A 24782-nucleotide genomic window follows, 5' to 3' on the forward strand; every position below is an offset into this window, starting at 1 on the left:
GGTGACGGTACATCGCACGCCTCGATCGGTAGGAGCATCGGCTTGACTTCAACAGGCAGCAGCGGCAGTGACCGCAGCGGCACGACGTCGGAGAACTCCGGCGTAGACGATCTGACTTTCACTGCGGACGACGCCAAGCTCATCGAGCGCGCGATGTTCGAGGTCAAGCGAGTGATCGTCGGTCAGGACAAGCTCGTCGAACGGATTCTGACCGGTCTGCTGGCGCGCGGACACATCCTCCTCGAAGGCGTGCCCGGCGTGGCGAAGACGCTGGCGGTCGAGACCTTCGCCACCGTGATCGGCGGCAGTTTCTCCCGCGTCCAGTTCACCCCGGACCTGGTCCCGTCGGACCTCATCGGCACTCGCATCTACCGCCAGGGCCGCGAGGAGTTCGACACCGAGCTCGGCCCGGTGAACGCCAACTTCCTGCTCGCCGACGAGATCAACCGCGCACCGGCCAAGGTGCAGTCCGCGCTGCTGGAGGTGATGGCCGAGCGGCACGTCTCGATCGGCGGCACCACCTACCCGATGCCCACACCGTTCCTGGTGATGGCGACGCAGAACCCGATCGAGAACGAGGGCGTGTACCCGCTTCCCGAAGCGCAGCGCGACCGCTTCCTGTTCAAGGTCCTCGTCGACTACCCGTCGGTCGAGGAAGAGCGCGAGATCGTCTACCGCATGGGCAACGTCCCCCCGACGGCGTCGCAGATCCTCGACCCCGAGGCGACCATCCGCCTGCAGAATCTGGCGGCCAACGTCTTCGTGCACCACGCGCTCGTCGACTACGTGGTCCGCGTCATCAACACCACCCGTCGGCCGGCCGAACTCGGCATGACCGATGTCGACCAGTGGCTCGCCTACGGAGCATCGCCGCGCGCAACGCTCGGCATCGTCGCCTCAGCGCGGGCACTCGCGCTCATCCACGGGCGCGACTACGTGATTCCGCAGGACGTCGTCGAGGTGATCCCCGACGTGCTGCGACACCGCATCGTGTTGTCGTACGACGCCTTGGCCGACGAGGTGACGCCCGACCACATCATCACGCGGATCCTGCAGACGGTGGGACTGCCGCAGGTCTCGGCGACACCGATGGCCGGGTCGCAGGCCCCGGCCGGCCCGCCGCAGGCCCCGGTGGCCCCGGGGACCCCGCAGCAGGCGCCGACGCCTCAGCAGCAGGGACCTGCCATGGCGAAGAACCCCGTCACGCAGCAGCAGGGCAATGGCGGACGCTAGTCATCTGCCGTCGTTCGATGAGGGGCAGTTGACCGATCCCGAACTCACCGCGGCGCTGAAATCGCTGGAGTTGACGGTCCGACGCAAACTCGACGGCGTGCTGCAGGGCGAGCACCTGGGGCTGATCCCCGGTCCGGGATCGGAGCCGGGGGAGGCGCGCGAATACCAGCCCGGCGACGACATCCGCCGTATGGAGTGGTCGGTGACCGCGCGCACCGGCTCCCCGCACGTCCGGCAGATGATCGCCGACCGCGAATTGGAGACGTGGTTCGTCGTCGACGCCTCGGCGAGCCTCGACTTCGGTTCGGTGGGGCGGACCAAACGCGATCTGGCGATCGCCGCGGCATCCGCGGTGGTCCATCTGACCGCGGGCGGCGGCAATCGCCACGGCGCGATCATCGTGACCGGTGACCGCATCGAGCGGATCCCCGCGCTGTCGGGCCGTGCCCACGACCGCGCGCTGCTCAAGGCGATCGCCACCACCAGGCGGTCGGCGCCCGGTGTCCGCGGCGACCTCGATGCGGGCCTGGAGGCCCTGCGCAGGCCGCTGCGTCGGCGTGGACTGGCGGTCGTGATCAGCGACTTCCTCGGCGACATCGACTGGGCGCGCTCGTTGCGCGCGATCGGCGCGCACCACGAACTGCTCGGCGTCGAGGTGCTCGATCCGCGCGACATCGAACTGCCCGCGGTCGGTCCGGTCACGCTGCGCGACGCCGAGTCGGGCGAGATCGTCGACGTGGACGTGACGCCGCGCGTGCGCGCCGATTACGCCCGTGCGTCGGCTGCGCACCGTGACGAGGTGCATCGCACCTTCCGCAGTGCGGGCGGGCCGGTGCTGTCGCTCCGCAGTGATCGCGACTGGATCGCCGACACGGTGCGGTTCGTCGGCACTCGTCGGCGCACCATGGCGGCAGGAGCGCGCTGATGAGCGATCTGCTCGCCCACCCGTGGTGGCTGCTGGCGACACTGCTGGTCGTCGCACTGGCCGCCGCGTATGTGTACGTGATGCGGCGCCGGCGGGCCCGTGCCCTGGCGTTCGCGAACCTCGACATGCTCCGCTCGGTAACTCCGCGCAATCAGGACCGCTTCAAGCACGTGCCGGTGGCCATCCTGCTGGTCGGACTGCTGCTGTTGACGATCGCCATGGCCGGACCGATGGCCGAGCGCGACGTCCCGCGCAACCGGGCGACGGTCATGCTGGTCGTCGACGTGTCCAACTCGATGAAGGCGACCGACGTCGCGCCGTCCCGGTTGAAAGCCGCCCAAGCGGCCGGCCAGCGGTTCGCCGACGATCTGACCAACGGCATCAACCTCGGCCTGGTCTCGTTCGCGGGCACGGCGTCGACCCTCGTCTCACCGACGCCGGACCACGACGCCACGAAGAAGGCGCTGGAGAAGCTGAAACTCGCGGACAAGACGGCGACCGGTGAGGGCATCTTCGCCGCCTTGACGCAGATCCAGACGCTGAACGCGGTGCTCGGCGGACCCGAGGGCGCACCGCCGGCCCGCGTGGTGCTGCTCTCCGACGGCACGCAGACCGTGCCGGAGAGCCCCGACGATCCGCGCGGCGGGTTCACCGCGGCCCGCAAGGCCAAGGAGATGGGCATTCCGGTGTCGACGATCTCGTTCGGCACGCTCAACGGCACCGTCGACATCGAGAGCCCCAGCGGCGGAACGCAGAGTGTCTCGGTGCCGGTCGACGACGACTCGCTGCGGAAGATCGCGAACCTCTCCGGCGGCGACTTCTACACCGCGTCGAGCCTCGACGAACTCAAGCAGGTCTATTCCACGCTCCAGAAACAGATCGGCTACGAACGGCAGCGCGGCGACAACTCCCGCCCCTGGTTGATCGCGGGCACCCTGCTCGCCATCCTCGGCGCGTTCGCCGCCCTCTTCCTGAACCGGCGACTTCCCTGAGATAGGTTGAATCACCATGGCAGACCAATCATCACTTCCCGCCCAGACGCCTCGCTCGGTCCTCGTCACCGGCGGTAACCGCGGCATCGGCCTGTCGGTCGCGCAGCGCCTCGCCGCCGACGGACACAAGGTGGCCGTCACCCACCGTGGGTCGGGCGCGCCCGAGGGCCTGTTCGGCGTCCAGTGCGACGTCACCGACAACGCCTCGGTGGAACGCGCCTTCGCCGAGGTCGCCGAGCACCAGGGGCCGGTCGAGGTCCTGGTGGCGAACGCGGGCATCACCGACAACATGCTGTTGATGCGCCTGTCGGAGGACAGCTTCGAGAAGGTCGTCGACGCGAACCTCACCGGAGCCTTCCGCTGCGCGAAAGCCGCGACCAAGGGCATGCAGCGCGCACGCTTCGGGCGGATGATCTTCCTCGGCTCCGTGGTCGCGACGTCGGGCATTCCCGGACAGGCGAACTACGCGGCGTCGAAGGCGGGCCTGATCGGTCTGGCCCGCTCCATCGCGCGCGAGCTCGGTTCCCGGAACATCACCGCGAACGTCGTCGCTCCCGGTTTCATCGAGACGGACATGACCGCCGCGATGGAGGACAAGTACATCGACATGGCGAAGCAGGCGATCCCGCTCGGCCGCACCGGCAAGCCGGAGGACGTCGCCGCCGCGATCAGTTTCCTGGCATCCGATCAGGGCGGCTACATCACTGGCGCCGTGCTGCCCGTCGACGGCGGCATGGGCATGGGCAACTGAGCCCGGTCCACCCACAACTCAATTCGACTTCCGAACCGGACAGGAGCTTTTTCGTGAGCGGGATCCTCGCAGGCAAGACCATCTTGGTGACCGGCATCATCACCGATGCCTCGATCGCCTTCCACACCGCCAAGGTGGCGCAGGAGCAGGGCGCCAAGGTCATCATCACCGGAATTCCGGAGCGGTTGCGTCTCATCGACCGCATCGCCAAGCGGCTGCCGCAGGAGGTGCCGCCCGCCATTCCGCTCGACGTCACCGACGAGGAGAGCCTCGGACAGCTCGCCGACAAGGTGCGTGAGTTGGCCCCCGAGGGCGTCGACGGCGTGGTCCATTCGATCGCATTCGCCCCGAAGACGCTGATGGGTCCCGATGCGGTGCCGTTCCTGGAGGGCCCCGGTCCCGATGTCGCGAAGTCGTTCGAGATCTCGGCCTGGAGTTATGCCTCGCTCGCGCGCGCAGCGCTGCCGGTGATGAATGAGGGCGGTTCCATCGTCGGCATGGACTTCGATCCGCGCACCGCGCTGCCCGACTACAACTGGATGGGTGTGGCGAAGGCGGCGCTCGAGTCGGTGAACCGCTACGTGGCCCGCGAGGTGGGCGAGGCCAAGCGCATCCGCTCGAACCTCGTCGCCGCGGGGCCCATCAAAACCCTTGCCGCCAAGGCGATTTCGGGAACGGCGACCGACGACGCCAAGAAGCTGAACATGCTGAACGAGTACTGGGACGGCGCGTCGCCGATCGGGTGGAACGTGAACGATCCGGGCGTCGTCGGCACCAGCGTGTGCACCGTGCTCTCGGACTTCCTCCCCGGCACCACCGGATCGATCATCTACGTGGACGGCGGCGCCAGCCACAACACCTGGTTCCCCGACAACTTCCTGAACTGAGGTGGCCGACACAGCGGGGAACGGCGCCGCCTTCGACGCGCTGCTGTTCCTCTCGTTCGGCGGGCCGGAACGTCCCGAGGACGTGCGGCCGTTCCTGGAGAACGTGACGCGTGGTCGGGGAGTGCCACCCGAGCGGCTCGACGACGTGGTGCAGCACTACCTGCACTTCGGCGGCGTCTCGCCGATCAATCGGCTCAACCTCGCGATGATCGACGCCGTCCGCGCAGAGCTGACGGCGCGCGGCGTGGATCTACCGGTCTACTTCGGCAACCGCAATTGGCACCCGATGGTCGCCGACACCACCCGGCGGATCTACGACGACGGTCACCGTCGCGTCCTGGTGTTCCCGACGTCGGCGTGGGGCGGCTACTCGGGCTGCAGGCAATACCACGAGGACATCACGACGGCGCTGACCGACGGCCTGCCCGCCGACGACCCGTCGTTCGTGATGCGGAAGCTGCCGCAGTACTGCGCCGAACCCAAGTTCATCGAGGCGTTGGTGCGGGCGCTACGGTCCGCGCTGAGCGAGTTCACGCGGACTCCGCGCGTGGTGTTCACCGCCCACTCCATTCCCGAGTCGGCCGATCGCAACGCCGGCCCGGCGGCCGACGGCGGGCGCCTGTACTCACTGCAGGTCAAGGCGGCGTCGGCCGCCGTCGCCCAGGCGCTGGGGATCGACGAGTTCGACGTCGTCTGGCAGTCGCGGTCGGGTCCACCTCAGGTGCCGTGGCTGGAGCCCGACATCTGCGACCATCTCCGGTCATTGGGCGAGCGCGGTGTCACGGATGTCGCGGTGATGCCGATCGGCTTCGTCTCCGATCACCTCGAAGTGATCTGGGACCTCGACTCAGAAGCTCGCGACGTCGCCGCCGACCTGGGAATGAACTACGTCCGTGTCCCGACCGTCGGCACCGACACGGTGTTCATCTCCTTGATCGCCGACCTGGTGGAGCGGTACGCGGGTGGCGGCGGAGACGTCAGCGCGATGGGATGCGGGGACAACGGAACCCTGTGCCGCCCGGACTGCTGCGTGCCTGCGCGGCGGCCTCGTCCCACACCTGCGTAGGACGCACGACCCGAGGGCGTGTCCCTACTCGCTCCCGACGGTGACGAAGTCGATCAACTCCTCCACGCTGCGCAACAGCGGGACCTCGAGGTCGCGGAAGCTCGCTACGCCGGCCAGGACGCGACGCCAGCCGTCCTGCGGCGTGCCCCACCCGAGTTCGTTGCAGATCCCGGTCTTCCAGTCGATGCCCATCGGGATCGTCGGCCAGGCCTCGATGCCGACGGACGACGGCTTCACCGCCTCCCACACGTCGACGTAGGGATGGCCGCAGACGAGCACGTTGGGGCCGACCTCGGCGGTGAGCTTGGCCTCCTTGGTGCCTGCGACCAGGTGGTCCACCAGGACACCGACCTTGCGATGCGGAGCGGGCTCGAACTCGGCGAGCATCTCGTCCAGGTTGTCGAGACCGTTCATGGCGATGACGACGACGCCCTCACTCCGGAGGTCGTCGCCCCACACGCGTTCGAGGAGGGTCGCGTCGTGCACGCCTTCGACGAAGATGCGGCTGGCGCGCGCGGTGCGGGCTCGTTGCTTGGGGGCGGCACGGGAGCCGGAGGCGGTCTGCGCCTTCTGGACCGGTCCACGACCGCGCGGGCGGACCAGCGTGACCGGCTTGCCGTCGATCAGAAAGGCCGCGGGGTACATGGGGAAGACGCGAGTCCGCCCGCGCCGGTCCTCCAGACGGACCAGGTCGCCGGCATAGCTCTTCTCCATCCCGACGACGGCGCCGCAGAAGCCGGTCGCGGCGTCCTCGACGACGAGATCGCGCTCAGCGGCCACCTCGGGCGCCTTGGGCTTGGTCTTGCGGGGGGAGGACAGCACGTCGCGGCCGTAACGATCATCGAACACGAAGTCCAAGGGTAGGGGAGTTGAGCGCGACCGCGCGGTCGGCGCACCGAGTAGCGTGTCTGTCGATGACCAGTTCTCCCACCGCACTCCTTCGCGCCTGGCCCGCGAGCGCACTGGCCGCCTGGACGGCGGCCCTCGACGCCGGGCGCTGCGCCGCGGACGACGTGCTGCAGACGCTGGCGCACTACGCGCAGGTCCACGAACTCGATCCGGGCGGCGGCGTCCTCGATCTGCTGGCGACGGTCTCCGGGGCGGCCCACCTGTGCGTGCGGATGCCCGCACCGGGCGACGCCCAGGGGCTGCCTCCCGGCCGCGCGACCGACGCGGCGATGGCCGCGGGCGAGATCCTCCTCGTGGACGACCGCGCTCCCGGCGCAACGGGACCCACCCGGCCGCTGGCGCTGGTCCCGATCGGCACCGCGGAGCGCTGCCGCTGGCCGCTTCTGCGACTCGAGGCCGAGGTCTCCGTCGACCAGTTGGTGTCGGAGGCTTCTCTCGGGGAGATCGAGTACGAGTTGAAGGACGCGACGACCTCCGCGGCCGCCGTGATCGCCGGCCTCGGCGGTGCGCGCGGCGGTTCACCCGCCGACCTGCGGGACGCACTTGCCGCACGCGTCGCCGCCGCGCAGATCGATCTGCCGCCGCACGACCAGCCGCGGATCGATCGGGTGTTGGCCAGTGCCGCCCAGATCGACGCGATCCTCTCGCTCGTCGGCAGCGGGACGCTCGGCGACTCCGGGGCGCAGGTGAACCGCGCCGACGAACAGCTCCGTCGACTGTCGTCGGTGACCCGCCGTGCTCGCAGCGCGGCGATCAACGCGCTGCTCGCCGAGTTCCGCTATCGCACTCGCGCGCGCTGACGTCCACGGCGAGGCGTCACAGCGCGGCGAGCCATCCCACGCCGGCGAACGCCGACGCCCACAGCACTGACGCGAACGTTCCGAGGATGAACTGCTCGCTGGCCCGCGGCGCCCGGAGTTCGGAGAATCGGGCCAGGCTCTTGACCGCCAGGATCACGCCGACGCCCGCGGGCCACGCCAAGAGCAGTGACGCGGCGACCGCGGTCCGTTCGAGAAGGCCGATCACTCGTCCGCCGCGTAGCGGAGCGTCGGGCTCGTCGTCGTGGTTGTCGGCACGCGTCGGAATTCCACCTGCGGCCAGGACTACGCGGACCACCCCTGATCCGGTCACCGCCGCGGCCAGCACCGCAACGACCGCCGTCGTGACGACCACCGCCTGCCCGGCCGGTTCGGTCGTCGCCGCCACGACCGCCGCGACGGCCAGCAGGACGGCACACGCAGCCGTGACGACGATGTCGACGCCGAGGACGTCGCGATCGCTGCGGTGCGGATCGTCGACCCTGCGACGCCGTACCGCCCATCCGGCTGTCGACGTGGCGATGGCGAGCACCAGCAGCAGCGGAATCATCATGGTCTCGCTCCACTCGCTCCGGTGTGGTGGTCGGCGGCGTCGAGAGCCGCGGCGAACAGCCGGACGGCCGACGGTTCGATGTCCCACCGTGCGTGCCGCAGACGCAGCGATATCGCCTGCGGCGAGATCCCGAGGCGTTCGGCGGCATCGGCCTGGCTGGTGCCGTCGGCGACCAGTGCGACGGCCTCCCGTCCGGCGTCGGAGCGATCGGTCAGGACGTCGACGAGCAGCCGACCCGCCGTCTGCGCATGGACGCACGACGCCGACTCGCCGGCGATGGTGAGATGCCACCGGTTCTTCTTGGCGTCCTCGACTGCGGTGCGCGCGAAGACGAAGGCCTCGCCGGCGCCCGCCCGCGTCTCGGCGGGCAGCGGGGTGTCGACCGCGCCGACGCCGATACCGACACTCCACTCGCCGGAAGCCGCCAGCTCCGCGGCGAGGGACGCGACGTGATCGGGGGCGTCGAACACCGCCTGGACTTCATCGCCCGCAGTGCGATCGAAAGGACGGACCATTCCGGGCACGGACGTGCGACGCAGGAGATCCGGCACTTTGTCGACACCCCCTCGGCTCCCGCGTTGATCAACCGTCAGGACGAACACGGCCCGCCTCCGTTCTGCGTATCGCCTGCACCGCCGGTCCGGGTCGTCGAAGCCGCACCGCGGCAGTTCATCAAGTAATATCACTTGATCAAAATCAAATCAAGCATTTTAACTTGACGGCTGACTCTTTACTGGAAGGCGACTGTCGACGATCAACCCGATCACTCCGATCGCGAACAGCACTCCAGAGAAGATGAGACTGACCGGGTTCTTGGCGCCGGCGAGGGCGTCGCCGAGGAAGATCAGCGACGCGTTCCCCGGTGTCATGCCGATCACCGAGGCCGCGGCGAATGCCCCGAGGCGCACACTGGACAAGCCTGATAGGTAATTCACAAGTGAGAAGGGACACACCGCGATCAAGCGCAGTGACCCCACCGCCAACCACCCGCGCGCGGCCAGGCGGAGCTCCACGGAGGCGATCGCCGGATGCTTCAGATACTGCTGCACCCGGTCGCGTCCCAGCCTGCGGGCGACGAGGAAGGCGACGATGGCCGCAGCGGTCGCGGCGATCGTCACGCCGACGAAGGCGATCAGCGGTGAGAACAGCAGACCGGCGGCGAACGTGAAGGGTGTGCGCGGGATCGGGGTGGCGGCCACGACCGCGTAGGCCAGGAAGTATGCGGCCGGAAACCACGCTCCCAAGGACTCCGACCAGGCACGCATGGTGCTGATCGTCGGCAGCGGGATGTAGTACGCGGCGATCAGGATCGCGATGAAACCGATCAGCGCGATCACCCCGCGGATCGCCGTCGCGCGGCTCACCCGCAAGATCCGGGCCGCGCCCGCATCACCGCCGGAGGTCTCGCTCGGTTGGTCATGGTTGAGTTCGAGTGACACCGGTTGCTCGGCCAGATCCTCCGACCGTCGTGAATTGATGCGCACAACGCGCTATTTTACGGGTTGGATCACATCCCGCAGCCTGGGCCGACCGAACGATCGGTTATCGTTCCCTACGACGACAAGTCATGCCCGAGCTATGGAGGTAAGCGAGCCGATGACGGCAAGTGACGACGCGGTGCAGCCCGGCGCCGACGCCCTGCAGCAGGCGTACAGCACATGGTCCGACGCGGCCGCCGGAGTTCTGGCGAAGTCGCGGAAGGTGACCGTCGACGAGCTGACCGACACGCCGGAGGCGTTGCTCTCGACCCACACCGCCGACGGCACCGTGGTTCGCCCGCTGTACACCCGCAAGGACGAGACCGCGGAACCGGGACTGCCCGGCCAGTTCCCGTTCGTACGCGGCGCCGACCCCGTCCGGGACGTCAACGTCGGGTGGCGGGTCACCGAGCGATTCGGCGACGGGCCTGCGACTGCCGAGGCCGTCAATGAGCAGATCCTCGACGCCGCAGGCAACGGCACCAGCGGCCTGTGGCTGCGCTTCGGCGGGGCGCTCTCGGCCGACGACGTCGCGACGGTCCTGTCCGGCGTGTACCTCGATCTGATGCCGGTCACTCTGGACGCCGGGGCCGACGGCATCGCCGTCGCACGCGCCTACCTCGCCGCCCGGGCCGCCGCTCCGGCCGCACCGGAGGCCGCGCCCGCCACCGTCGCGACCATTCAGAGCCTCGGTCTCTCGCCCTACACCGCCGCCTATTCCGGACGCGCGACGGTCGACGCCGCAGAGGCCACCGCGCTCGCCGCGGACGTTCCCGCAGGCGTCCGCGTCTTTCGCGTCGACGGCACCGACTTCAGCCAGGCGGGCGCAGGCAACTCGCAGGAACTCGGCTTCGCCGTCGCCGCGGCCGTCGCTCACGTCCGTGATCTCGTCGCGGCCGGTCTCAGCACTCAGCAGGCGCTGGCGCAGATCACCTTCGCGATCTCGGTCGACGACGATCAGTTCGCAGGCATCGCCAAGCTGCGTGCACTGCGCACGGTCTGGTCGCGGGTCGCCGACGTGCTCGGCGAGCCTGCTGCCGGAGCCGCCGTCACCCACGCGGTGACCGACCTCGCGATGCTCACCCAGCGCGATCCGTGGGTCAACATGCTTCGCTCCACCGTCGCCGCGTTCGGCGCGGGCCTCGGCGGCGCCGACCAGGTCACCGTCCTGGGCTACGACGCCGCGCTGCCCGTCGACGAGCGCACCTCGAGTGCGTCGTTCTCGCAGCGCATCGCCCGCAACACGCAATTACTGCTGCTCGAGGAGTCCAACCTCGGCCGCGTCCTCGACCCCGCGGGCGGCTCGTGGTTCGTCGAATCGCTGACGGCCGACCTCGCCGCCGCCGCTTGGGACCTGTTCACCGAGGTCGAGCGCCGCGGTGGCTTCTCCGCCGCCGTCGCCGACGGTTGGATCGGTGAGCAGATCGCCGAATCCCTCGCCGCACGCGATGTGGAGGTGGCGCATCGCCGGGCACCGCTGACCGGTGTCAGCGAGTTCCCGAACCTCGAGGAGGCCGCGCGTCCGGAAGGGACCGCCGCGAGCGTCGACCTCGCGACCGCAAGCCCGCGGCTGGCACGCGTGGCCCGCCAGTTCGAGGCGCTCCGCGATCGCGCCGACGCTGCAGGCACCCGCCCGTCGGTGCTGCTTCTCCCGCTCGGATCGGTCGCCGAGCACAACGGCCGCACCACCTTCGTCTCGAACCTGCTCGCCGCGGGCGGCATCGCCGCGGTGAACCCGGGGCCGGTCGAGCCCGATGGCATCGCCGCGCTCGTCGCCGGACAGTCTGTGAGCGTCGCCGTCCTGTGCGGCACAGGCAAGCGGTACGCCTCCGACGGCCCGGCCGCGCTGGCCGCCGCGCGTGCGGCAGGGATCGACCGCGTGCTACTCGCCGGACCTGACCGCGAATGGCCGGAGGGCTCCGATCCGGTCGACGGCTCGCTCCGCGTGGGCATCGACGCCGTAGCCACCCTGACTGAACTTCTCGATCACCTGACCGACGGCGGGAGCGCATCCGCATGAGCGACAAGACCATTCCGAGTTTCGCCGACGTCGCCCTGACCGGCGACACCGCACCGGCCGCGGCCGGTACCGGAGCCGACCAGACGCAGCCGCTGGCCGCCGCGCACGGCTACACCGCCGAGCAGGTCACCTGGAACACTCCCGAGCAGATCGACGTTCAGCCGGTCTTCACCCGCGCCGACCGCGACGCCGTCGCGGCAGGCGACGACGGATACCCGCTCGACTCCATTCCCGGAGCCGCGCCCTTCATCCGCGGCCCGTACCCCACGATGTACGTCAACCAGCCGTGGACCATTCGCCAGTACGCGGGCTTCTCGACCGCTGCCGAATCGAACGCCTTCTACCGCCGCAACCTCGCAGCGGGCCAGAAGGGCCTGTCGGTCGCCTTCGACCTCGCCACCCACCGCGGCTACGACTCGGACCACCCGCGGGTCGCGGGCGACGTCGGCATGGCCGGTGTGGCGATCGACTCCATCCTGGACATGCGTCAGCTGTTCGACGGCATCGACCTGGGCAGCGTCTCGGTCTCGATGACGATGAACGGCGCCGTGCTGCCGATCCTCGCGCTCTACGTCGTCGCCGCCGAAGAGCAGGGCGTGCCGCCGGAGAAGTTGGCCGGAACCATTCAGAACGACATTCTGAAGGAGTTCATGGTCCGCAACACCTACATCTATCCGCCGACGCCGTCGATGCGGATCATCTCGGACATCTTCGCGTACACCAGTCAGAAGATGCCGAAGTTCAACTCCATCTCCATCTCGGGTTACCACATCCAGGAGGCCGGAGCGACGGCCGATCTGGAGCTCGCGTACACCCTGGCCGACGGCGTCGAATACATCCGCGCCGGCCTGGAGGCCGGACTGGACATCGATCAGTTCGCGCCGCGGCTGTCGTTCTTCTGGGGCATCGGCATGAACTTCTTCATGGAGGTCGCCAAGCTGCGCGCCGCGCGCCTGCTGTGGAGCGAGCTCGTCGCGAAGTTCGACCCGAAGAACAGCAAGAGCCTGTCGCTGCGGACGCACTCGCAGACGTCGGGCTGGTCGCTGACCGCGCAGGACGTCTACAACAACGTCGCCCGGACCTGCGTCGAGGCCATGGCCGCGACGCAGGGTCACACGCAGTCGCTGCACACCAACGCGCTCGACGAGGCGATCGCCCTGCCGACGGATTTCTCGGCGCGCATCGCTCGCAACACCCAGTTGCTGCTGCAGCAGGAATCGGGCACCACGCGGCCGATCGACCCCTGGGCGGGGTCGAACTACGTCGAATGGCTCACCCACCACCTCGCCGAGAAGGCCCGCGCGCACATCGCGGAGGTGGAAGAGGCCGGCGGCATGACGCAGGCCATCAACGAAGGCCTGCCGAAGCTGCGCATCGAGGAGGCCGCTGCGCGCACCCAGGCGCGCATCGACTCCGGGCAGCAGCCGCTGATCGGCGTCAATAAGTACCGCGTCGCCGAGGATGAGGAGATCGAGGTCCTCAAGGTCGACAACTCCAAGGTCCGCGCCGAGCAGCTCGCCAAGTTGGCCAAGCTCCGTGCCGAGCGCGATCAGTCGGCGGTCGACGCCGCGCTGGCCGATCTCACCCGCGCCGCGGGCGAAGCCGGCGGCAGCGATCTGGACAACAACCTGATGGCGCTGGCCATCAACGCCGCGCGCGCAGGCGCCACGGGCGGAGAGATCTCCGACGCGATGGAGAAGGTCTTCGGTCGCCACCAGGCCGAGATCCGGACCATCAGCGGCGTGTACCGCAACGAGGCAGGTGATTCCGTGAGCAATATCGACGAGGCCATGGCGGTCGTCGACGCGTTCGCCGACGCCGAGGGCCGTCGTCCGCGCGTGCTGGTCGCGAAGATGGGCCAGGACGGGCACGACCGCGGCCAGAAGGTCATCGCCACCGCGTTCGCCGACCTCGGGTTCGACGTCGACGTGGGCCCGCTGTTCGCGACGCCGGAAGAGGTCGCGACGCAGGCCGCGGACAACGACGTGCACGTCGTCGGTGTCTCGTCGCTCGCGGCGGGTCACCTCACGCTGGTGCCGGCGCTCAAGAAGGCGCTGGCCGATGTCGGGCGCGAGGACATCATGATCGTCGTCGGCGGCGTGATCCCTCCGGGCGACTTCGACGACCTGTACGAGGCCGGGGCCGCGGCGATCTTCCCGCCGGGCACGGTGATCGCGGACAGCGCGGTGGACTTGATCCGGAAGCTGGCCGATCAGCTGGGCCTGGAACTGGCTGCCGCAGGCGAATGACGCGCCCCGCTCGTCGCCCGGTCGACGTCGAGGCGTTGACCGAGGGCGTCCTCTCCGGGAACCGTGCCCAGCTCGCCAGGGCGATCACCCTCGTCGAGTCGGTCCGACCCGATCATCGGGTCGCGGCGCAGCAGTTGCTGTTGAACCTGACGCCGCACGCGGGGAAGTCGTTCCGCGTCGGCATCACCGGTGTGCCGGGCGTCGGCAAGTCGACGACCATCGAGGCGCTCGGCATGTACCTGATCGAGCAGGGGCATCGCGTCGCGGTGCTGGCCGTCGACCCCTCGTCGACCCGTACCAAGGGCTCGATCCTCGGCGACAAGACCCGCATGGGCCGGCTGTCGGCGGCGCCGGAGGCGTATGTCCGGCCGTCGCCGAGCTCGGGCACGCTGGGCGGTGTCACGAAGGCCACGCGCGAGACGATCGTGCTCGTGGAGGCGGCCGGATACGACGTCGTCCTGGTCGAGACCGTCGGCGTGGGCCAGTCGGAGGTCAGCGTCGCAGGCATGGTGGACGTCTTCACGTTCCTGACGCTCGCGCGCACCGGCGACTCGCTGCAGGGCATCAAGAAGGGTGTGCTGGAGCTCGCCGAGATCGTCGTCGTCAACAAGGCCGACGGTAAGCACGTCAACGAGGCCAGGGGAGCGGCCCGGGAACTCCGCAACGCACTCGGCTTGATCTATCCGCACGACGCGCTGTGGCACCCGCCGGTGCTGACGATGAGCGCGATCGAGAACACCGGTGTCGACAGGTACTGGGAGACCATCGAGAAGCATCGCGAAACACTCACCGAGGCGGGGGAGTTCACCAAACGACGCGCTCAGCAGCAGGTGGACTGGATGTGGACGATGGTCCGGGAGGCCATGCTCAACAAACTCGATGAGGATCCCGACGTCCGGCGCGTCCGCCGCGAGGTGGAGACCGGCGTCCTGGACGGAAGTCTGACGCCTGCGCTCGCCGCCGAGCAGATCGTCGACGCCGCGGGATTCTGACGCGCTACCGGATCGCCTCGTCAAGTCTTAGAACTTGATCGGTGGCTGATCAGGCCGACGCACTAGACGAGCGATGCCTGCAGTTCCCGAACCGGCAGGTCGGTGGTCGCCGACGGGGTCTCGCCACCGTCGGTTTGCCCGCTGTCGGTCGGAGTGTCATCGAGCTCGGCGTCATCGGTCCGTTCGTCGTCGAGCATCGTGGTCTCGTCGAACGGCTCCTTGCCGCTCAGCACGCGCACGGCGCGGTCGTGGTCGACGGTCTTGGTCCACGTGCCGATGACGAGGGTGGCGATGGCGTTGCCGGAGAAGTTGGTGAGCGCGCGTGCCTCGGACATGAAGCGGTCGATGCCGACGATCACGTCGATGCCGTTGACGAGCTCGGGCCGGTGACTCGCCAGTCCGCCGGCGAGCGTCGCCAGCCCGGCACCGGTCACGCCTGCGGCGCCCTTCGACGCGATCATCATGAACAGGAGCAGCGAGAACTGCTCACCGTAGTTCAGCGGAGCGCCCATGGCGTCGGCGATGAACAGCGACGCCATCGTCAGATAGATGGCCGTGCCGTCGAGATTGAACGAGTACCCGGTGGGCACCACGATGCCGACGGTGCTCTTCTCGACGCCCACGTGCTCCATCTTCGCGATCAGGCGCGGCAGGGCGGCTTCGCTCGACGAGGTCGCGACGATCAGCAGGTATTCGCGCGCCAGGTACCGGGCCAGTTTGAACACGGACAGCTTGGCGACGAGTTTGAGCACCAGGCCGAGGATCACGAACACGAACAGGAAGCAGGTGACGTAGAAGGCCACCATCAGCAGTCCCAACTGTTTGACCGCGTCGAATCCCGTTGCGCCGACCACCGCGGCCATCGCACCGAGAGCACCGATCGGGGCCAGCCACAGGATCATCACCAGCACGCGGAAGACCAGCTTCTGGATCAGTTCGACGCCACGCAGGATGGGAGCACCTGCTCCGCCGATCGCCTGCAGCGCGAACCCGACGAGCAGTGCGATGAACAACGTCTGCAGCACGTTGCCGGAGGTCAGTGCGGACAGCATGGACTCCGGGACGATGCCGCTGATGAAGCCCCACGTCCCGCTGCCCTCGTGCGCCTGCTCGACGAGCCGCGATCCGGTGCCCGAACCGTCGCCGGTGATGTGCAGTCCGGTTCCCGGCTTCAGCAGGTTGCCGACCAGGACGCCGATGCCGAGCGCGAACGCCGACATGCCGATGAAGTAGGCGAGGGCGAGACCGCCGATTCTGCCGACGCTCGCGGCCTGGCGCACCGATCCGATGCCGAGGACGATCGTGCAGAAGATCACCGGCGAGATCATCATCTTGATCAGATCGACGAAGATCTCGCCGAGCGGCTTCAGGTCCTTGGCGAACTCCGGCCAGATGAGGCCGATCGCCACGCCGCCGATCACCGCGACCACGACCGCCATGTACAGCAGATGAGTGCGATCTCGCTTCCGCTTGGTGTGGGGCGGACGGGATCCGGTGTGAAGCGTCGTTGACACGGTGTCTCCTTCGACTCGTGGGGGACCGAACACCAGAATCATCGGCGACCGTGTGACGCGCAGCACTCTTGTGTTCATTCTGTACATGACCGCTTCGGGTCGGAACACCGTCGAGGCGGGAGAAGATCGATGCAGGGATAGAAGGCAGACACGAGGAGGGAGTGCTGTGCGCAGGCTTCGGGTACCGCGGCCGCGGTGGCGGCCGTCGGTCGCCGCGCAGGTCTTCGCCGCGCTGATGGCGCTGTTGATCGGCGTCGCCGTGCTCGGCGGTGTCCTGACCGTCTGGCACGACCGCGCGACGACCGACGAGCACGCCCGTGAGCGGACCACCGCGGTCGCCGTGGCCGTCGCGCAGGCGCCGTCGACGATCGCCGCGCTCACCAGTCCCGATCCCACGGCGGTGCTGCTCCCGGTCACCGACACCATCACCCGCGCAGCGGGACTGGACTTCATCGTCGTGATGGCGCCGGACCGGACGCGCTACACCCACGCGGACACCAGTCGGATCGGCGGCACGTTCACCGGCGACATCGGGCCCGCACTGCGCGGAGAGACCTTCACCGAGACGTACACGGGCTCGCTCGGGCCGTCCATTCGCACGGTCACCCCGGTGTATGCCGAGGACGGTCGGCTGCTCGGCCTCGTCGCCGCGGGCGTGACGCGCGAACGCCTCACCGACCAGGTCCGCGGCCGCGTGCCGACGCTCCTCGCCGTCCTGGCCGCGGGGCTGCTGGTCGCGGGTGGGATCTCCCTGCTGATCGCACGCCGACTGCGAACGCAGACGCTGGGCCTCACGCCCACCGCACTGCGCGAACTCTACGAACATCACGACGCGGTCCTGCACGCGCTGGCCGAGGGGATGATCGTCTTCGACGACGCCGCGCCCGACGGTCCGGCGGCGGTGGTCAACGACGAAGCCCGCCGCCTTCTCGCACTGCCCACGGGACCGGTGTTGCGCAGCGACCTCCCGCCGTCCCTGCGCGGCGACACCGACCTCGTGGACGAACTGCACGCGGGCGGGGGCCGCGTCCTGGTGGCGAACCGACAACCGGTCAGCGTGGACGGCAAGCGCATCGGCACCGTGCTGACCGTCCGCGACCGGACCGAACTCCAAGACGTCCTCGGCGAACTCGACGCGGTCCGCTCACTCGCGAGTGCCCTGAGCTCGCAGGCACACGAACACGCGAACCGCCTGCACACACTGGTGACGATGATCGAATTGGACCGACGGGCCGAGGCGGTGGAGTGGGCGACGACCCAGTTCGCGGCGTCGGCGAGCCTGCTCGACCGACTTCCGCCCGCGGCGCCGCCGGAGCTGACCGCGCTCCTCGCGGCGAAGGCCACTGAAGCCGCGACCGCAGGCGTCGAGCTGACCCTGGGCGAGTCTGCGGCGCTGCTCGGCGGACCGCTGACGACGGCCGAGCTGCTCACCGTGATCGGCAACCTCGTCGACAACGCGATCGACGCCGCCGGAGCCGACGGCTGGGTGGAGATCGACGCAGGTCCCGACGGCAGCGGACGCTGGGCGGTGCGGATCCAGGACAGCGGTCCGGGCATGTCCGCCGAGGAATTCGCCCGCGCGCGGGTGCGCGGTCACTCCAGCAAGCCGTCGACCGGCGTCGTCCACGGACGCGGGCTCGGGCTCGCTCTCGTCGACCAGATCGCGGCGCGTCGGGACGGCACACTTGAAGCACGGCGGAATCCGTCGACGGTGGAGTTGTCGGTGCCGTCCGTGCGGCAGGCGTGAGGAGCTTCGATGAGCATTCGGGTACTGATCGTCGACGACCAACCGTCGATCGCCGCGGCGCACGCGGAGTACGTCGCTCGGATCAGCGGATTCGACGTCTTGACGACCGTCGGCACCGGTGCCGGGGCGATCGACGTCGTTCGTCGTGCTGCCGCCGGTCCCGCGCCGGTGGACCTCGCCCTCGTCGACATCGGGCTGCCAGACATGAGCGGCCTGGACGTGACCGCAGCGATCGCCGGTGTGACGCCTCGTCCGGACGTGATCGTGGTGACGTCGGCACGCGACATCGACACCGTGCGGACCGCCGTTGCGCACGGGGCGCTGCAGTACTTGATCAAACCGTTCACGTTCGCCGCGTTCTCCGCGAAGCTGTCGAGCTATCGGGAGTATCGGCGGGTCCTGGGCAGCGGCGACGTCGAGCAGAGCCAGGTGGACTCCGCCTTCGCGGCACTGCGTAAGCCGACGGACGGTCCCGCCACGCCGAAGGGAATCGCGGGGCCGACACTGGAGCGGATCACCGCCGTGCTGCGGGAGTCGAGCGACACGTTGAGCGCCGGCGAGATCGCGCGCCGCGCAGGGATCTCCCGGGTGACCGCGTGGCGTTACCTGGAACGGCTGGTCGACGACCGCGTCTGCGAACGGGTTCCCGATTACGGCGGACGCGGGCGACCCGAGAACCGCTACCGCTGGCTGTGATCCGGGCGCGGCTAACATCGTGCGGCACGGTGACGATAATCACTCCAACAGGATCCCTCGACCGCGCGCGGGAGACCGCGTACCGACGCCGTGATGACATCGCACCGCAACCGACTGTTCGTCGCCCTGGCCGCAGCATCCGTCCTCGTTCCCGTCGGCACCGCCGCACCCGCACAGGCGGCGCCCGTTCGGGCGCATCCCGCCTCGCAGGTGCCCGCCTATCTGACGGTGTCCACGCCCGTCGTCGGGGGACTGGAGATCGGACCGGGCAGTGTGCCCGGCGGACCGTTCCAGCAGGTGACCGTGCGCGCTCGACCCGCGATTCACACCATGCAGTATCCGGCTCCACCCGCGGCCGTCGACTTCTGGGTCGCCGACGTCGTTCCGTGGAACGCGCAGGTGTCGTCTCGGTATCTGACGGTCTCCTGGCGCAATCTCCGCACCGGAAAGAGCGGGCGGGTGAATCTGCGCCACTGGCGCACCGTCGCCCGGCCCGGCACCGATCCGGCGCGCCGCTATCCGGCATCCCTGCCGACCGCCGCCGTCGCACCCACCGGTGCGGGCCGCGTAGTCGCCACCGTCTCCGTGATGCGCGAACAACACCGGCGGCCGCCGGTCACGATCAGTCTGGTTCCCGGTCTCGTCGGCATCGACGTCCCCTGAGAAGACGAGCGAAGCCCTCCATCGATCACGTCGATGAAGGGCTTCGATTCTGCGGTGTCCGAGGGGGGACTTGAACCCCCACGTCCGTTAATAGGACACTAGCACCTCAAGCTAGCGCGTCTGCCATTCCGCCACTCGGACTCGTTCAATTGTGCGCACCCGCTCGGCGGGTGCCGCATAACAATAACCAAGGTTGCCCCCGTATCCCAAATCCCCTACGAATGAAGAGGTGACAGCCTTGCGCGCAACCGATGAAGTAGTGGATCTGGTCAGCCGTCTCATCCAGTTCGATACGTCGAACACGGGGGAGCCGACGACCACCAAGGGAGAGGCGGACTGTGCCCGCTGGGTCGCATCGCGGCTCGAGGAGGTCGGGTACCCGACCGAGTACGTCGAATCCGGCATGCCGGGACGCGGCAACGTCTTCACCCGCCTGCCCGGACGCGACCCGCACCGCGGCGCCCTCCTGATCCACGTCCACCTCGACGTGGTTCCGGCCGAAGCCGAGGACTGGAGCGTCCACCCGTTCTCCGGCGCGGTTCGGGACGGCTACATCTGGGGTCGCGGCGCCGTCGACATGAAAGACATGGCGGGCATGGTCCTCGCGCTGGCCCGACAGCTCAAACGGGACGGCACCGTGCCGCCGCGCGACATCGTGTTCGCCTTCCTCGCCGACGAGGAGGCCGGCGGCAAGTGGGGGTCGCAGTGGCTGGTGGAGCACCGACCGGACCTCTTCGACGGCGTCACCGAGGCCGTCGGCGAGGTCGGCGGATTCTCGCTGACCGTCGACCGGCCCGACGGCGGCGTCCGCCGGCTGTACCTCGTCGAGACCGCAGAGAAGGGGCTGTCGTGGATGAAACTGACCTGCGACGCCGCCGCGGGCCACGGCTCGTTCCTGGCCGCGGAGAACGCGGTCACCGAGATCGCGGCCGCCGTCGCTCGGATCGGCGCGCACACGTTCCCGCTGGTGATGGCCGATTCGGTGCGCGAGTTCCTCGCCGCGCTCTCGGAGGAGACGGGCCTGGACTTCAGCCCGCAGACCCCGGATCTGGAGTCGGCACTGTTCAAGATCGGCAACCTCGCACGCATCATCGGTGCCACCTTGCGCGACACGGCCAACCCGACGATGCTCTCCGCCGGCTATAAGGCCAACGTGATTCCGCAACACGCGGAGGCGGTCATCGACTGCCGCGTGCTGCCCGGACGGCAGGCCGAGTTCGAGAAGACCATCGACGAGCTCATCGGCCCGAAGGTGAAGCGCGAGTGGATCACTCACCTCGACGCGTATGAGACCACCTTCGACGGGGATCTGGTGGACGCGATGAACGGCGCGATCCTCGCCCACGACCCCGACGGACGCACCGTCCCGTACATGCTGTCCGGCGGCACCGACGCGAAGGCGTTCGCCAAGCTCGGCATCCGCTGCTTCGGCTTCGCCCCGTTGCAGCTGCCGCCGGACCTGGACTTCGCCGCGCTCTTCCACGGTGTGGACGAGCGGGTGCCCGTAGACTCGATTCTGTTCGGCACCAAAGTTTTCGAGCATTTCCTCACCAACTGCTGACGTCGACGGCAGAGTGTGAATCGTCGAAAGGACCCGATTGTGACGACCTATCATCCGTACGAGGCGTTACCGCCGCTCCCCGAGATCACGGTCACCTCCAGCGACTTCGCCGAAGGACAGACGCTGCCCATGCCGCAGGTGTCCGGGATCTTCGGCGCCGGGGGCGACGACGTCTCGCCCCAGTTGAGCTGGTCGGGCTTTCCCGCCGAGACCAAGAGCTTCGTGGTGACCTGCTTCGACCCGGACGCACCGACCGGATCGGGCTTCTGGCACTGGGCGGTGGCCGACATTCCGGCGTCCATCACGTCGTTGGCGACCGGCGCGGGCAGCCCCGGGTCGGCGGACCTGCCCGCGGGCGCGGTGACCCTCGGCAACGACGCCAGTCTCAAGCAGTTCGTCGGTGCGGGCCCGCCTCCCGGACACGGCCCGCACCGCTACCTGTTCGCGGTCCATGCCGTGGACGTGGAGTCCCTGGAGCTGCCCGCGGCCGCGACGCCCGGCTTCCTCGGATTCAACCTGTTCTCGCGCGCCATCGCGCGCGGTGTCCTGACTGGCATCTACGAGCAGCCGTCCGAGTAGGACCACACTTGCGGCGGCGAGTGCTGCTCGCCGCCGCGAGTGCGCGTCGACGCGGCGGTCAGGCCGCGGAACCGACCGCGTCGCGAATCGACGCGAACCCCTCAGCACGCACTCTGGCCGCGAGACCCTCGTGCAGCTCTCGCAGCCACACCGGGCCGCCGTAAATGAAGCCGGTGTAGACCTGCAGGAGGTCTGCGCCCGCGCAGATGCGTTCCCACGCCTGATCGACGGTCTCGATGCCGCCGACGCTCACCAGCGCCACCCTGCCGCCGACACGTCCGTACAGGCGAGTGAGCACCTCCAGCGAACGATCGGCGACGGCCGGGCCGGACAGCCCGCCCGCGCCCATCGCCGCCACCTCGGTGGCCGGAGTCGCCAGACCGTCGCGTCGGACGGTGGTGTTGGTGGCGACGATTCCGGCCAGGCCGAGCTCCACCGCCAGATCGGCGACGGCGTCGACGTCGTCGTCGGACAGATCGGGAGCGATCTTCACCAGGACCGGTTTCTGCGCCACCTCGAGGACCGTCGCCAAGATCGGACGCAGCGAGTCCACGGCCTGCAGATCGCGCAGTCCGGGGGTATTGGGGGAGCTCACGTTCACGACGACGAAGTCGGCCAATGGTCCCAGCGTCTGGGCGCTGTGACGGTAATCGGCGACGGCCTCCTCGACCGGCACGACCTTCGTCTTGCCGATGTTGGCGCCGATCGGCACGCGGATCGGCCCCGGTCGCGGCGCGGTCAGCTTGGGGGCGGCGGCGTCGGCGCCCGGGTTGTTGAATCCCATGCGATTGATCAGGGCGCGGTCGGCGGGCAGCCGGAACAGGCGCGGCGCCGGATTGCCGGGCTGCGCCTGACCGGTGATGGTGCCGATCTCGGCGAACCCGAAGCCCATCTGCCCCCAGGCGTTGACGGCCGACGCCGATTTGTCGAAGCCTGCGGCGAGACCGATCGGCGCGGGGAACCTCACCCCGAACACGTCGTTCGCCAGCACGGGGTCCTGCACGCTGAACAGCTTCGCCATCAGCTGCCGGAGACCGGGCGCTGCGCCGCAGCGGCTGATCACGGTCGCGAGAACGGTGTGGATCTTCTCCGGTGACACTCGGAACATCGCCTTGAGGACGATGGGGTAGAAGATGCGGTTGAGAGTGCTCAGCATCGGCGGGCCTTCGTCTCTGGAGTGGGTTGGGGGGAGAACGTCACCGGACGTCGTTCGGGAAGACCACCTGCAGCGCACCGTCCCGGCCGGACACGGCCAGCAGATCCCCGGCATCGGTGACGGTCATGGCGGTGACCTGCGGGACGCTGGTGATCCGATGGCGCTCGAGTGCCTCTCCGGAGGAGACGTCGTATCCGGTGATCACATCGCTCGCGGTGCTCGCGACCCACAGGGTGTCCGAGCGGCCGTCGTAGGCGATCGCATACGGACTGGCGGGAACGGGGGCGCGCAGGCGCATCACGATCGGCTGTCCGTAGAACGCGTAGACCTCGTCGTTCCGGGTGCCGGACACCAGGACGCGGCCGTACTGGTCGACCGTCGACACCGTGGCGCCGTCGCCCGCCCGGAGTGCGGCCTTGAGTTCACCGGTGTCGATGTCGATCGGGGTGACGGCCGACTGGGCGCGGTCCAGGACGACCACCTGTCCGGCGCGATCACCGGCCGACGCCGGTGCGACGGTGATGCTGTCGACGCGGACGAAACCGCCGATGTCGCGCTTCACCGTGCCCGCCGAATCCAGGACGAGGACGTGTCCGCGGTCGGTGCCGACGAGGACCCGCTGATCGTCGGTCACCGCGAGGGAGAGCACCCCGCCCAACTCGGCCTTCTGCTCGGTCACACCACCATTGGCGTCGATCCGGACCAGGCCGTCCGTGCCCGCGCCGACGAACCCGTTCCCGACGGCGGCGATGGCGCCGAGCGCAGGAACGGTCACCGTGATCGGCGCCGGAGCGTCCATGGCGCCCGGGGCCGCGAAGAGTTGAACGCGCGTGCCGTCGTTCGAGAGGATCGCCGTCTTGGCCCCGGCACCGTGCCCGACGACGATCGCCTTCGCCGGCAGCGCGACGACGACGGTGCCCGCAGGCGTCGCGTCGGACATGGGCGATTCCGCAGCCGTCGCCGGTGTGACTGTCGGCACGTTCTCTTTGGGCCCGTCGTCAGACTGACCGCAGGCGGTGAGGGCGGAAGCGGTGGCCACGGCCACGAGCAGGGCGGTGAATCGGGTTCGCGCACGCATGACACCATCTTGCGCGATCGGGAAGTGTGACCCGGCCGATGGGTAGCATCTCCCACCGTGAACGAGACCATGACATGGCTGCAGGCGATCGTGCTCGGCGGCGTCCAGGGCCTGACCGAATTCCTCCCGATCTCGTCGTCGGGGCACCTGCGGATCGTGTCGGAGATCTGGTTCGGCGACGACGCGGGAGCCTCGTTCACCGCGGTCACGCAGCTGGGAACCGAACTCGCGGTGCTGCTGTTCTTCGCTAAGGACATCTGGCGGATCATCCTCGCCTGGTTCACCGGCCTGCGCGACGCCGACAAGCGGGGACTGGACTATCGCGTGGGCTGGTACGTGATTCTGGCCACCATCCCGATCGGACTGCTCGGATTCCTGTTCAAGGACCAGATCCGCACGGCCGGGCGCAACCTCTGGCTCGTCGCCATCATGCTGATCGCGTTCTCGTTCGTGTTCATCGCCGCGGAGCGTTTCGGAAACCGAGCACGGCCGCTCGAGAAGATCACCGGTCGCGATGCGCTCATCATGGGCGCGGCACAGTGCCTCGCGCTCATCCCCGGCGTCTCCCGCTCCGGTGCCACCGCGAGCGCTGGTCTGTTCGTCGGACTAGAACGCGAAGCCGCCTTCCGATTCTCGTTCCTCATCGCCATCCCCGCGGTGCTGGCCTCCGGTCTGTTCAGCCTGAAGGACGTCTTCGAGCCCGCGGGCGAGGGCCTCGCCGCGACCGGTCCGCAGATCCTGGTCGCGACCGTCGTCGCGTTCCTGCTCGGCTACGCCTCGATCGCCTGGCTGCTCAAGTTCGTCTCCCACCACTCCATGAGCTGGTTCGCCGGCTACCGCATCGCGCTCGGCCTGCTGGTCATCGCACTCCTGGCGACGGGTGTCATCGCCAGCTGAGTCCGGAGGAACCAGCGC

23 protein-coding genes and 1 tRNA gene are annotated in these 24782 nt (G+C 69.0%); 16 read left to right on the forward strand and 8 right to left on the reverse strand.

Features of this window, described 5'->3' with window-relative positions; genetic code table 11:
• The first annotated feature begins 111 nt into the window (after positions 1 to 111).
• From GH2_RS19085 to GH2_RS19110, 6 genes are read left to right on the forward strand one after another with little or no spacing between them, the layout of a single operon-like run.
• Entirely contained in the window at positions 112 to 1233 is a 1122-nt protein-coding gene (locus tag GH2_RS19085) for an AAA family ATPase (RefSeq protein WP_239589143.1), read from the forward strand.
• Complete coding sequence (locus GH2_RS19090) at positions 1220 to 2158, forward strand: DUF58 domain-containing protein (protein ID WP_066171880.1); 939 nt, start codon at positions 1220 to 1222, stop codon at positions 2156 to 2158. Before GH2_RS19085 ends, GH2_RS19090 begins: the two co-directional genes overlap by 14 nt.
• Complete coding sequence (locus tag GH2_RS19095) at positions 2158 to 3150, forward strand: VWA domain-containing protein (protein ID WP_084247633.1); 993 nt, start codon at positions 2158 to 2160, stop codon at positions 3148 to 3150. The genes GH2_RS19090 and GH2_RS19095 overlap by 1 nt, the downstream gene beginning before the upstream one ends.
• 16 nt (positions 3151 to 3166) lie before the next feature.
• On the forward strand, positions 3167 to 3901 hold the full coding sequence (gene fabG1, locus GH2_RS19100) for a 3-oxoacyl-ACP reductase FabG1 (protein WP_066171882.1): 735 nt from the start codon (positions 3167 to 3169) through the stop codon (positions 3899 to 3901).
• A gap of 53 nt (positions 3902 to 3954) precedes the next feature.
• Complete coding sequence (gene inhA / locus GH2_RS19105) at positions 3955 to 4788, forward strand: NADH-dependent enoyl-ACP reductase InhA (protein WP_066171884.1); 834 nt, start codon at positions 3955 to 3957, stop codon at positions 4786 to 4788.
• Between the two features lies 1 nt (position 4789).
• On the forward strand, positions 4790 to 5854 hold the full coding sequence (locus GH2_RS19110) for a ferrochelatase (protein ID WP_066171886.1): 1065 nt from the start codon (positions 4790 to 4792) through the stop codon (positions 5852 to 5854).
• 24 nt (positions 5855 to 5878) lie between these two features.
• Here the strand turns inward: GH2_RS19110 and GH2_RS19115 are convergent, their stop codons facing one another.
• The gene (locus tag GH2_RS19115) at positions 5879 to 6703 is read right to left on the reverse strand and encodes a DUF3097 domain-containing protein (protein WP_066171929.1); all 825 of its coding nucleotides are present in this window, start codon (positions 6701 to 6703) and stop codon (positions 5879 to 5881) included.
• 65 nt (positions 6704 to 6768) lie between these two features.
• Between GH2_RS19115 and GH2_RS19120 the strand changes: the two genes are divergently transcribed.
• A complete protein-coding gene (locus GH2_RS19120) occupies positions 6769 to 7563 on the forward strand; it encodes an Rv1486c family protein (protein ID WP_066171888.1) in 795 nt (264 codons plus the stop codon).
• Positions 7564 to 7579: 16 nt separating this feature from the next.
• Here the strand turns inward: GH2_RS19120 and GH2_RS19125 are convergent, their stop codons facing one another.
• The 3 genes from GH2_RS19125 to GH2_RS19135 form a co-directional block, all read right to left on the reverse strand.
• Positions 7580 to 8134 carry a hypothetical protein gene (locus GH2_RS19125; protein ID WP_066171890.1) on the reverse strand — a complete coding sequence of 185 codons (555 nt, stop codon included), beginning with the start codon at positions 8132 to 8134 and terminating at the stop codon, positions 7580 to 7582.
• Complete coding sequence (locus GH2_RS19130) at positions 8131 to 8649, reverse strand: RNA polymerase sigma factor sigma-70 region 4 domain-containing protein (RefSeq protein WP_239589125.1); 519 nt, start codon at positions 8647 to 8649, stop codon at positions 8131 to 8133. Before GH2_RS19130 ends, GH2_RS19125 begins: the two co-directional genes overlap by 4 nt.
• A 195-nt stretch (positions 8650 to 8844) precedes the next feature.
• Entirely contained in the window at positions 8845 to 9618 is a 774-nt protein-coding gene (locus GH2_RS19135; protein WP_066171893.1) for a TVP38/TMEM64 family protein, read from the reverse strand.
• Positions 9619 to 9730: 112 nt separating this feature from the next.
• Between GH2_RS19135 and GH2_RS19140 the strand changes: the two genes are divergently transcribed.
• From GH2_RS19140 to meaB, 3 genes are read left to right on the forward strand one after another with little or no spacing between them, the layout of a single operon-like run.
• The gene (locus GH2_RS19140; RefSeq protein ID WP_066171895.1) at positions 9731 to 11632 is read left to right on the forward strand and encodes a methylmalonyl-CoA mutase family protein; all 1902 of its coding nucleotides are present in this window, start codon (positions 9731 to 9733) and stop codon (positions 11630 to 11632) included.
• A complete protein-coding gene (gene scpA / locus GH2_RS19145; protein ID WP_066171896.1) occupies positions 11629 to 13881 on the forward strand; it encodes a methylmalonyl-CoA mutase in 2253 nt (750 codons plus the stop codon). Before GH2_RS19140 ends, scpA begins: the two co-directional genes overlap by 4 nt.
• On the forward strand, positions 13878 to 14873 hold the full coding sequence (meaB, locus tag GH2_RS19150) for a methylmalonyl Co-A mutase-associated GTPase MeaB (protein WP_066171897.1): 996 nt from the start codon (positions 13878 to 13880) through the stop codon (positions 14871 to 14873). The genes scpA and meaB overlap by 4 nt, the downstream gene beginning before the upstream one ends.
• A gap of 62 nt (positions 14874 to 14935) precedes the next feature.
• On the opposite strand, the gene GH2_RS19155 is transcribed toward meaB, so the two are convergent.
• Complete coding sequence (locus tag GH2_RS19155; RefSeq protein ID WP_372434602.1) at positions 14936 to 16429, reverse strand: cation:dicarboxylate symporter family transporter; 1494 nt, start codon at positions 16427 to 16429, stop codon at positions 14936 to 14938.
• Positions 16430 to 16553: 124 nt separating this feature from the next.
• On the opposite strand from GH2_RS19155, the gene GH2_RS19160 reads away from it, so the two are divergent.
• The 3 genes from GH2_RS19160 to GH2_RS19170 all read left to right on the forward strand — a co-directional run bounded on the left by GH2_RS19160 (position 16554) and on the right by GH2_RS19170 (position 19493).
• Positions 16554 to 18134, forward strand: coding sequence for a sensor histidine kinase (locus tag GH2_RS19160; protein ID WP_244885434.1), 1581 nt, complete (start codon positions 16554 to 16556; stop codon positions 18132 to 18134).
• A 9-nt stretch (positions 18135 to 18143) separates the two neighbouring features.
• Complete coding sequence (locus GH2_RS19165) at positions 18144 to 18830, forward strand: response regulator (RefSeq protein WP_066171899.1); 687 nt, start codon at positions 18144 to 18146, stop codon at positions 18828 to 18830.
• 93 nt (positions 18831 to 18923) lie between these two features.
• Positions 18924 to 19493, forward strand: a complete 570-nt coding sequence (locus GH2_RS19170; RefSeq protein WP_066171901.1) for a hypothetical protein — start codon at positions 18924 to 18926, stop codon at positions 19491 to 19493.
• Between the two features lie 55 nt (positions 19494 to 19548).
• Here GH2_RS19170 and GH2_RS19175 read toward each other — a convergent pair.
• Positions 19549 to 19634: transfer RNA gene (locus GH2_RS19175), tRNA-Leu, on the reverse strand.
• A gap of 88 nt (positions 19635 to 19722) precedes the next feature.
• Here GH2_RS19175 and GH2_RS19180 point away from each other — a divergent pair.
• Together GH2_RS19180 and GH2_RS19185 are read left to right on the forward strand one after the other, a co-directional pair.
• Positions 19723 to 21054: a M20/M25/M40 family metallo-hydrolase gene (locus GH2_RS19180; RefSeq protein ID WP_066171903.1), complete on the forward strand. Its 1332-nt coding sequence runs from the start codon at positions 19723 to 19725 to the stop codon at positions 21052 to 21054.
• Positions 21055 to 21093: 39 nt separating this feature from the next.
• Complete coding sequence (locus GH2_RS19185; RefSeq protein WP_066171905.1) at positions 21094 to 21633, forward strand: YbhB/YbcL family Raf kinase inhibitor-like protein; 540 nt, start codon at positions 21094 to 21096, stop codon at positions 21631 to 21633.
• Between the two features lie 58 nt (positions 21634 to 21691).
• Here the strand turns inward: GH2_RS19185 and GH2_RS19190 are convergent, their stop codons facing one another.
• Complete coding sequence (locus GH2_RS19190; protein ID WP_066171906.1) at positions 21692 to 22789, reverse strand: quinone-dependent dihydroorotate dehydrogenase; 1098 nt, start codon at positions 22787 to 22789, stop codon at positions 21692 to 21694.
• A 40-nt stretch (positions 22790 to 22829) separates the two neighbouring features.
• Positions 22830 to 23867, reverse strand: a complete 1038-nt coding sequence (locus tag GH2_RS19195) for a YncE family protein (protein WP_066171908.1) — start codon at positions 23865 to 23867, stop codon at positions 22830 to 22832.
• Between the two features lie 57 nt (positions 23868 to 23924).
• Between GH2_RS19195 and GH2_RS19200 the strand changes: the two genes are divergently transcribed.
• Positions 23925 to 24764, forward strand: coding sequence for an undecaprenyl-diphosphate phosphatase (locus tag GH2_RS19200; protein ID WP_066171910.1), 840 nt, complete (start codon positions 23925 to 23927; stop codon positions 24762 to 24764).
• Positions 24765 to 24782: the final 18 nt, after the last annotated feature.

It is taken from the genome of Gordonia hydrophobica NBRC 16057 (genome assembly GCF_001592365.1).
GTDB lineage: Bacteria > Actinomycetota > Actinomycetes > Mycobacteriales > Mycobacteriaceae > Gordonia > Gordonia hydrophobica.

Bases quoted from the DNA above. Each gene is read 5' to 3' on its own strand.
- GH2_RS19090 (WP_066171880.1), top strand. From the start codon at position 1,220: ATGGCGGACGCTAGTCATCTGCCGTCGTTCGATGAGGGGCAGTTGACC.
- GH2_RS19095 (WP_084247633.1), top strand. From the start codon at position 2,158: ATGAGCGATCTGCTCGCCCACCCGTGGTGGCTGCTGGCGACACTGCTG.
- fabG1 (WP_066171882.1), top strand. From the start codon at position 3,167: ATGGCAGACCAATCATCACTTCCCGCCCAGACGCCTCGCTCGGTCCTC.
- GH2_RS19120 (WP_066171888.1), top strand. From the start codon at position 6,769: ATGACCAGTTCTCCCACCGCACTCCTTCGCGCCTGGCCCGCGAGCGCA.
- GH2_RS19125 (WP_066171890.1), bottom strand. From the start codon at position 8,134: ATGATGATTCCGCTGCTGCTGGTGCTCGCCATCGCCACGTCGACAGCC.
- GH2_RS19130 (WP_239589125.1), bottom strand. From the start codon at position 8,649: ATGGTCCGTCCTTTCGATCGCACTGCGGGCGATGAAGTCCAGGCGGTG.
- GH2_RS19140 (WP_066171895.1), top strand. From the start codon at position 9,731: ATGACGGCAAGTGACGACGCGGTGCAGCCCGGCGCCGACGCCCTGCAG.
- scpA (WP_066171896.1), top strand. From the start codon at position 11,629: ATGAGCGACAAGACCATTCCGAGTTTCGCCGACGTCGCCCTGACCGGC.
- meaB (WP_066171897.1), top strand. From the start codon at position 13,878: ATGACGCGCCCCGCTCGTCGCCCGGTCGACGTCGAGGCGTTGACCGAG.
- GH2_RS19155 (WP_372434602.1), bottom strand. From the start codon at position 16,429: ATGATTCTGGTGTTCGGTCCCCCACGAGTCGAAGGAGACACCGTGTCA.
- GH2_RS19165 (WP_066171899.1), top strand. From the start codon at position 18,144: ATGAGCATTCGGGTACTGATCGTCGACGACCAACCGTCGATCGCCGCG.
- GH2_RS19170 (WP_066171901.1), top strand. From the start codon at position 18,924: ATGACATCGCACCGCAACCGACTGTTCGTCGCCCTGGCCGCAGCATCC.
- GH2_RS19190 (WP_066171906.1), bottom strand. From the start codon at position 22,789: ATGCTGAGCACTCTCAACCGCATCTTCTACCCCATCGTCCTCAAGGCG.
- GH2_RS19195 (WP_066171908.1), bottom strand. From the start codon at position 23,867: ATGCGTGCGCGAACCCGATTCACCGCCCTGCTCGTGGCCGTGGCCACC.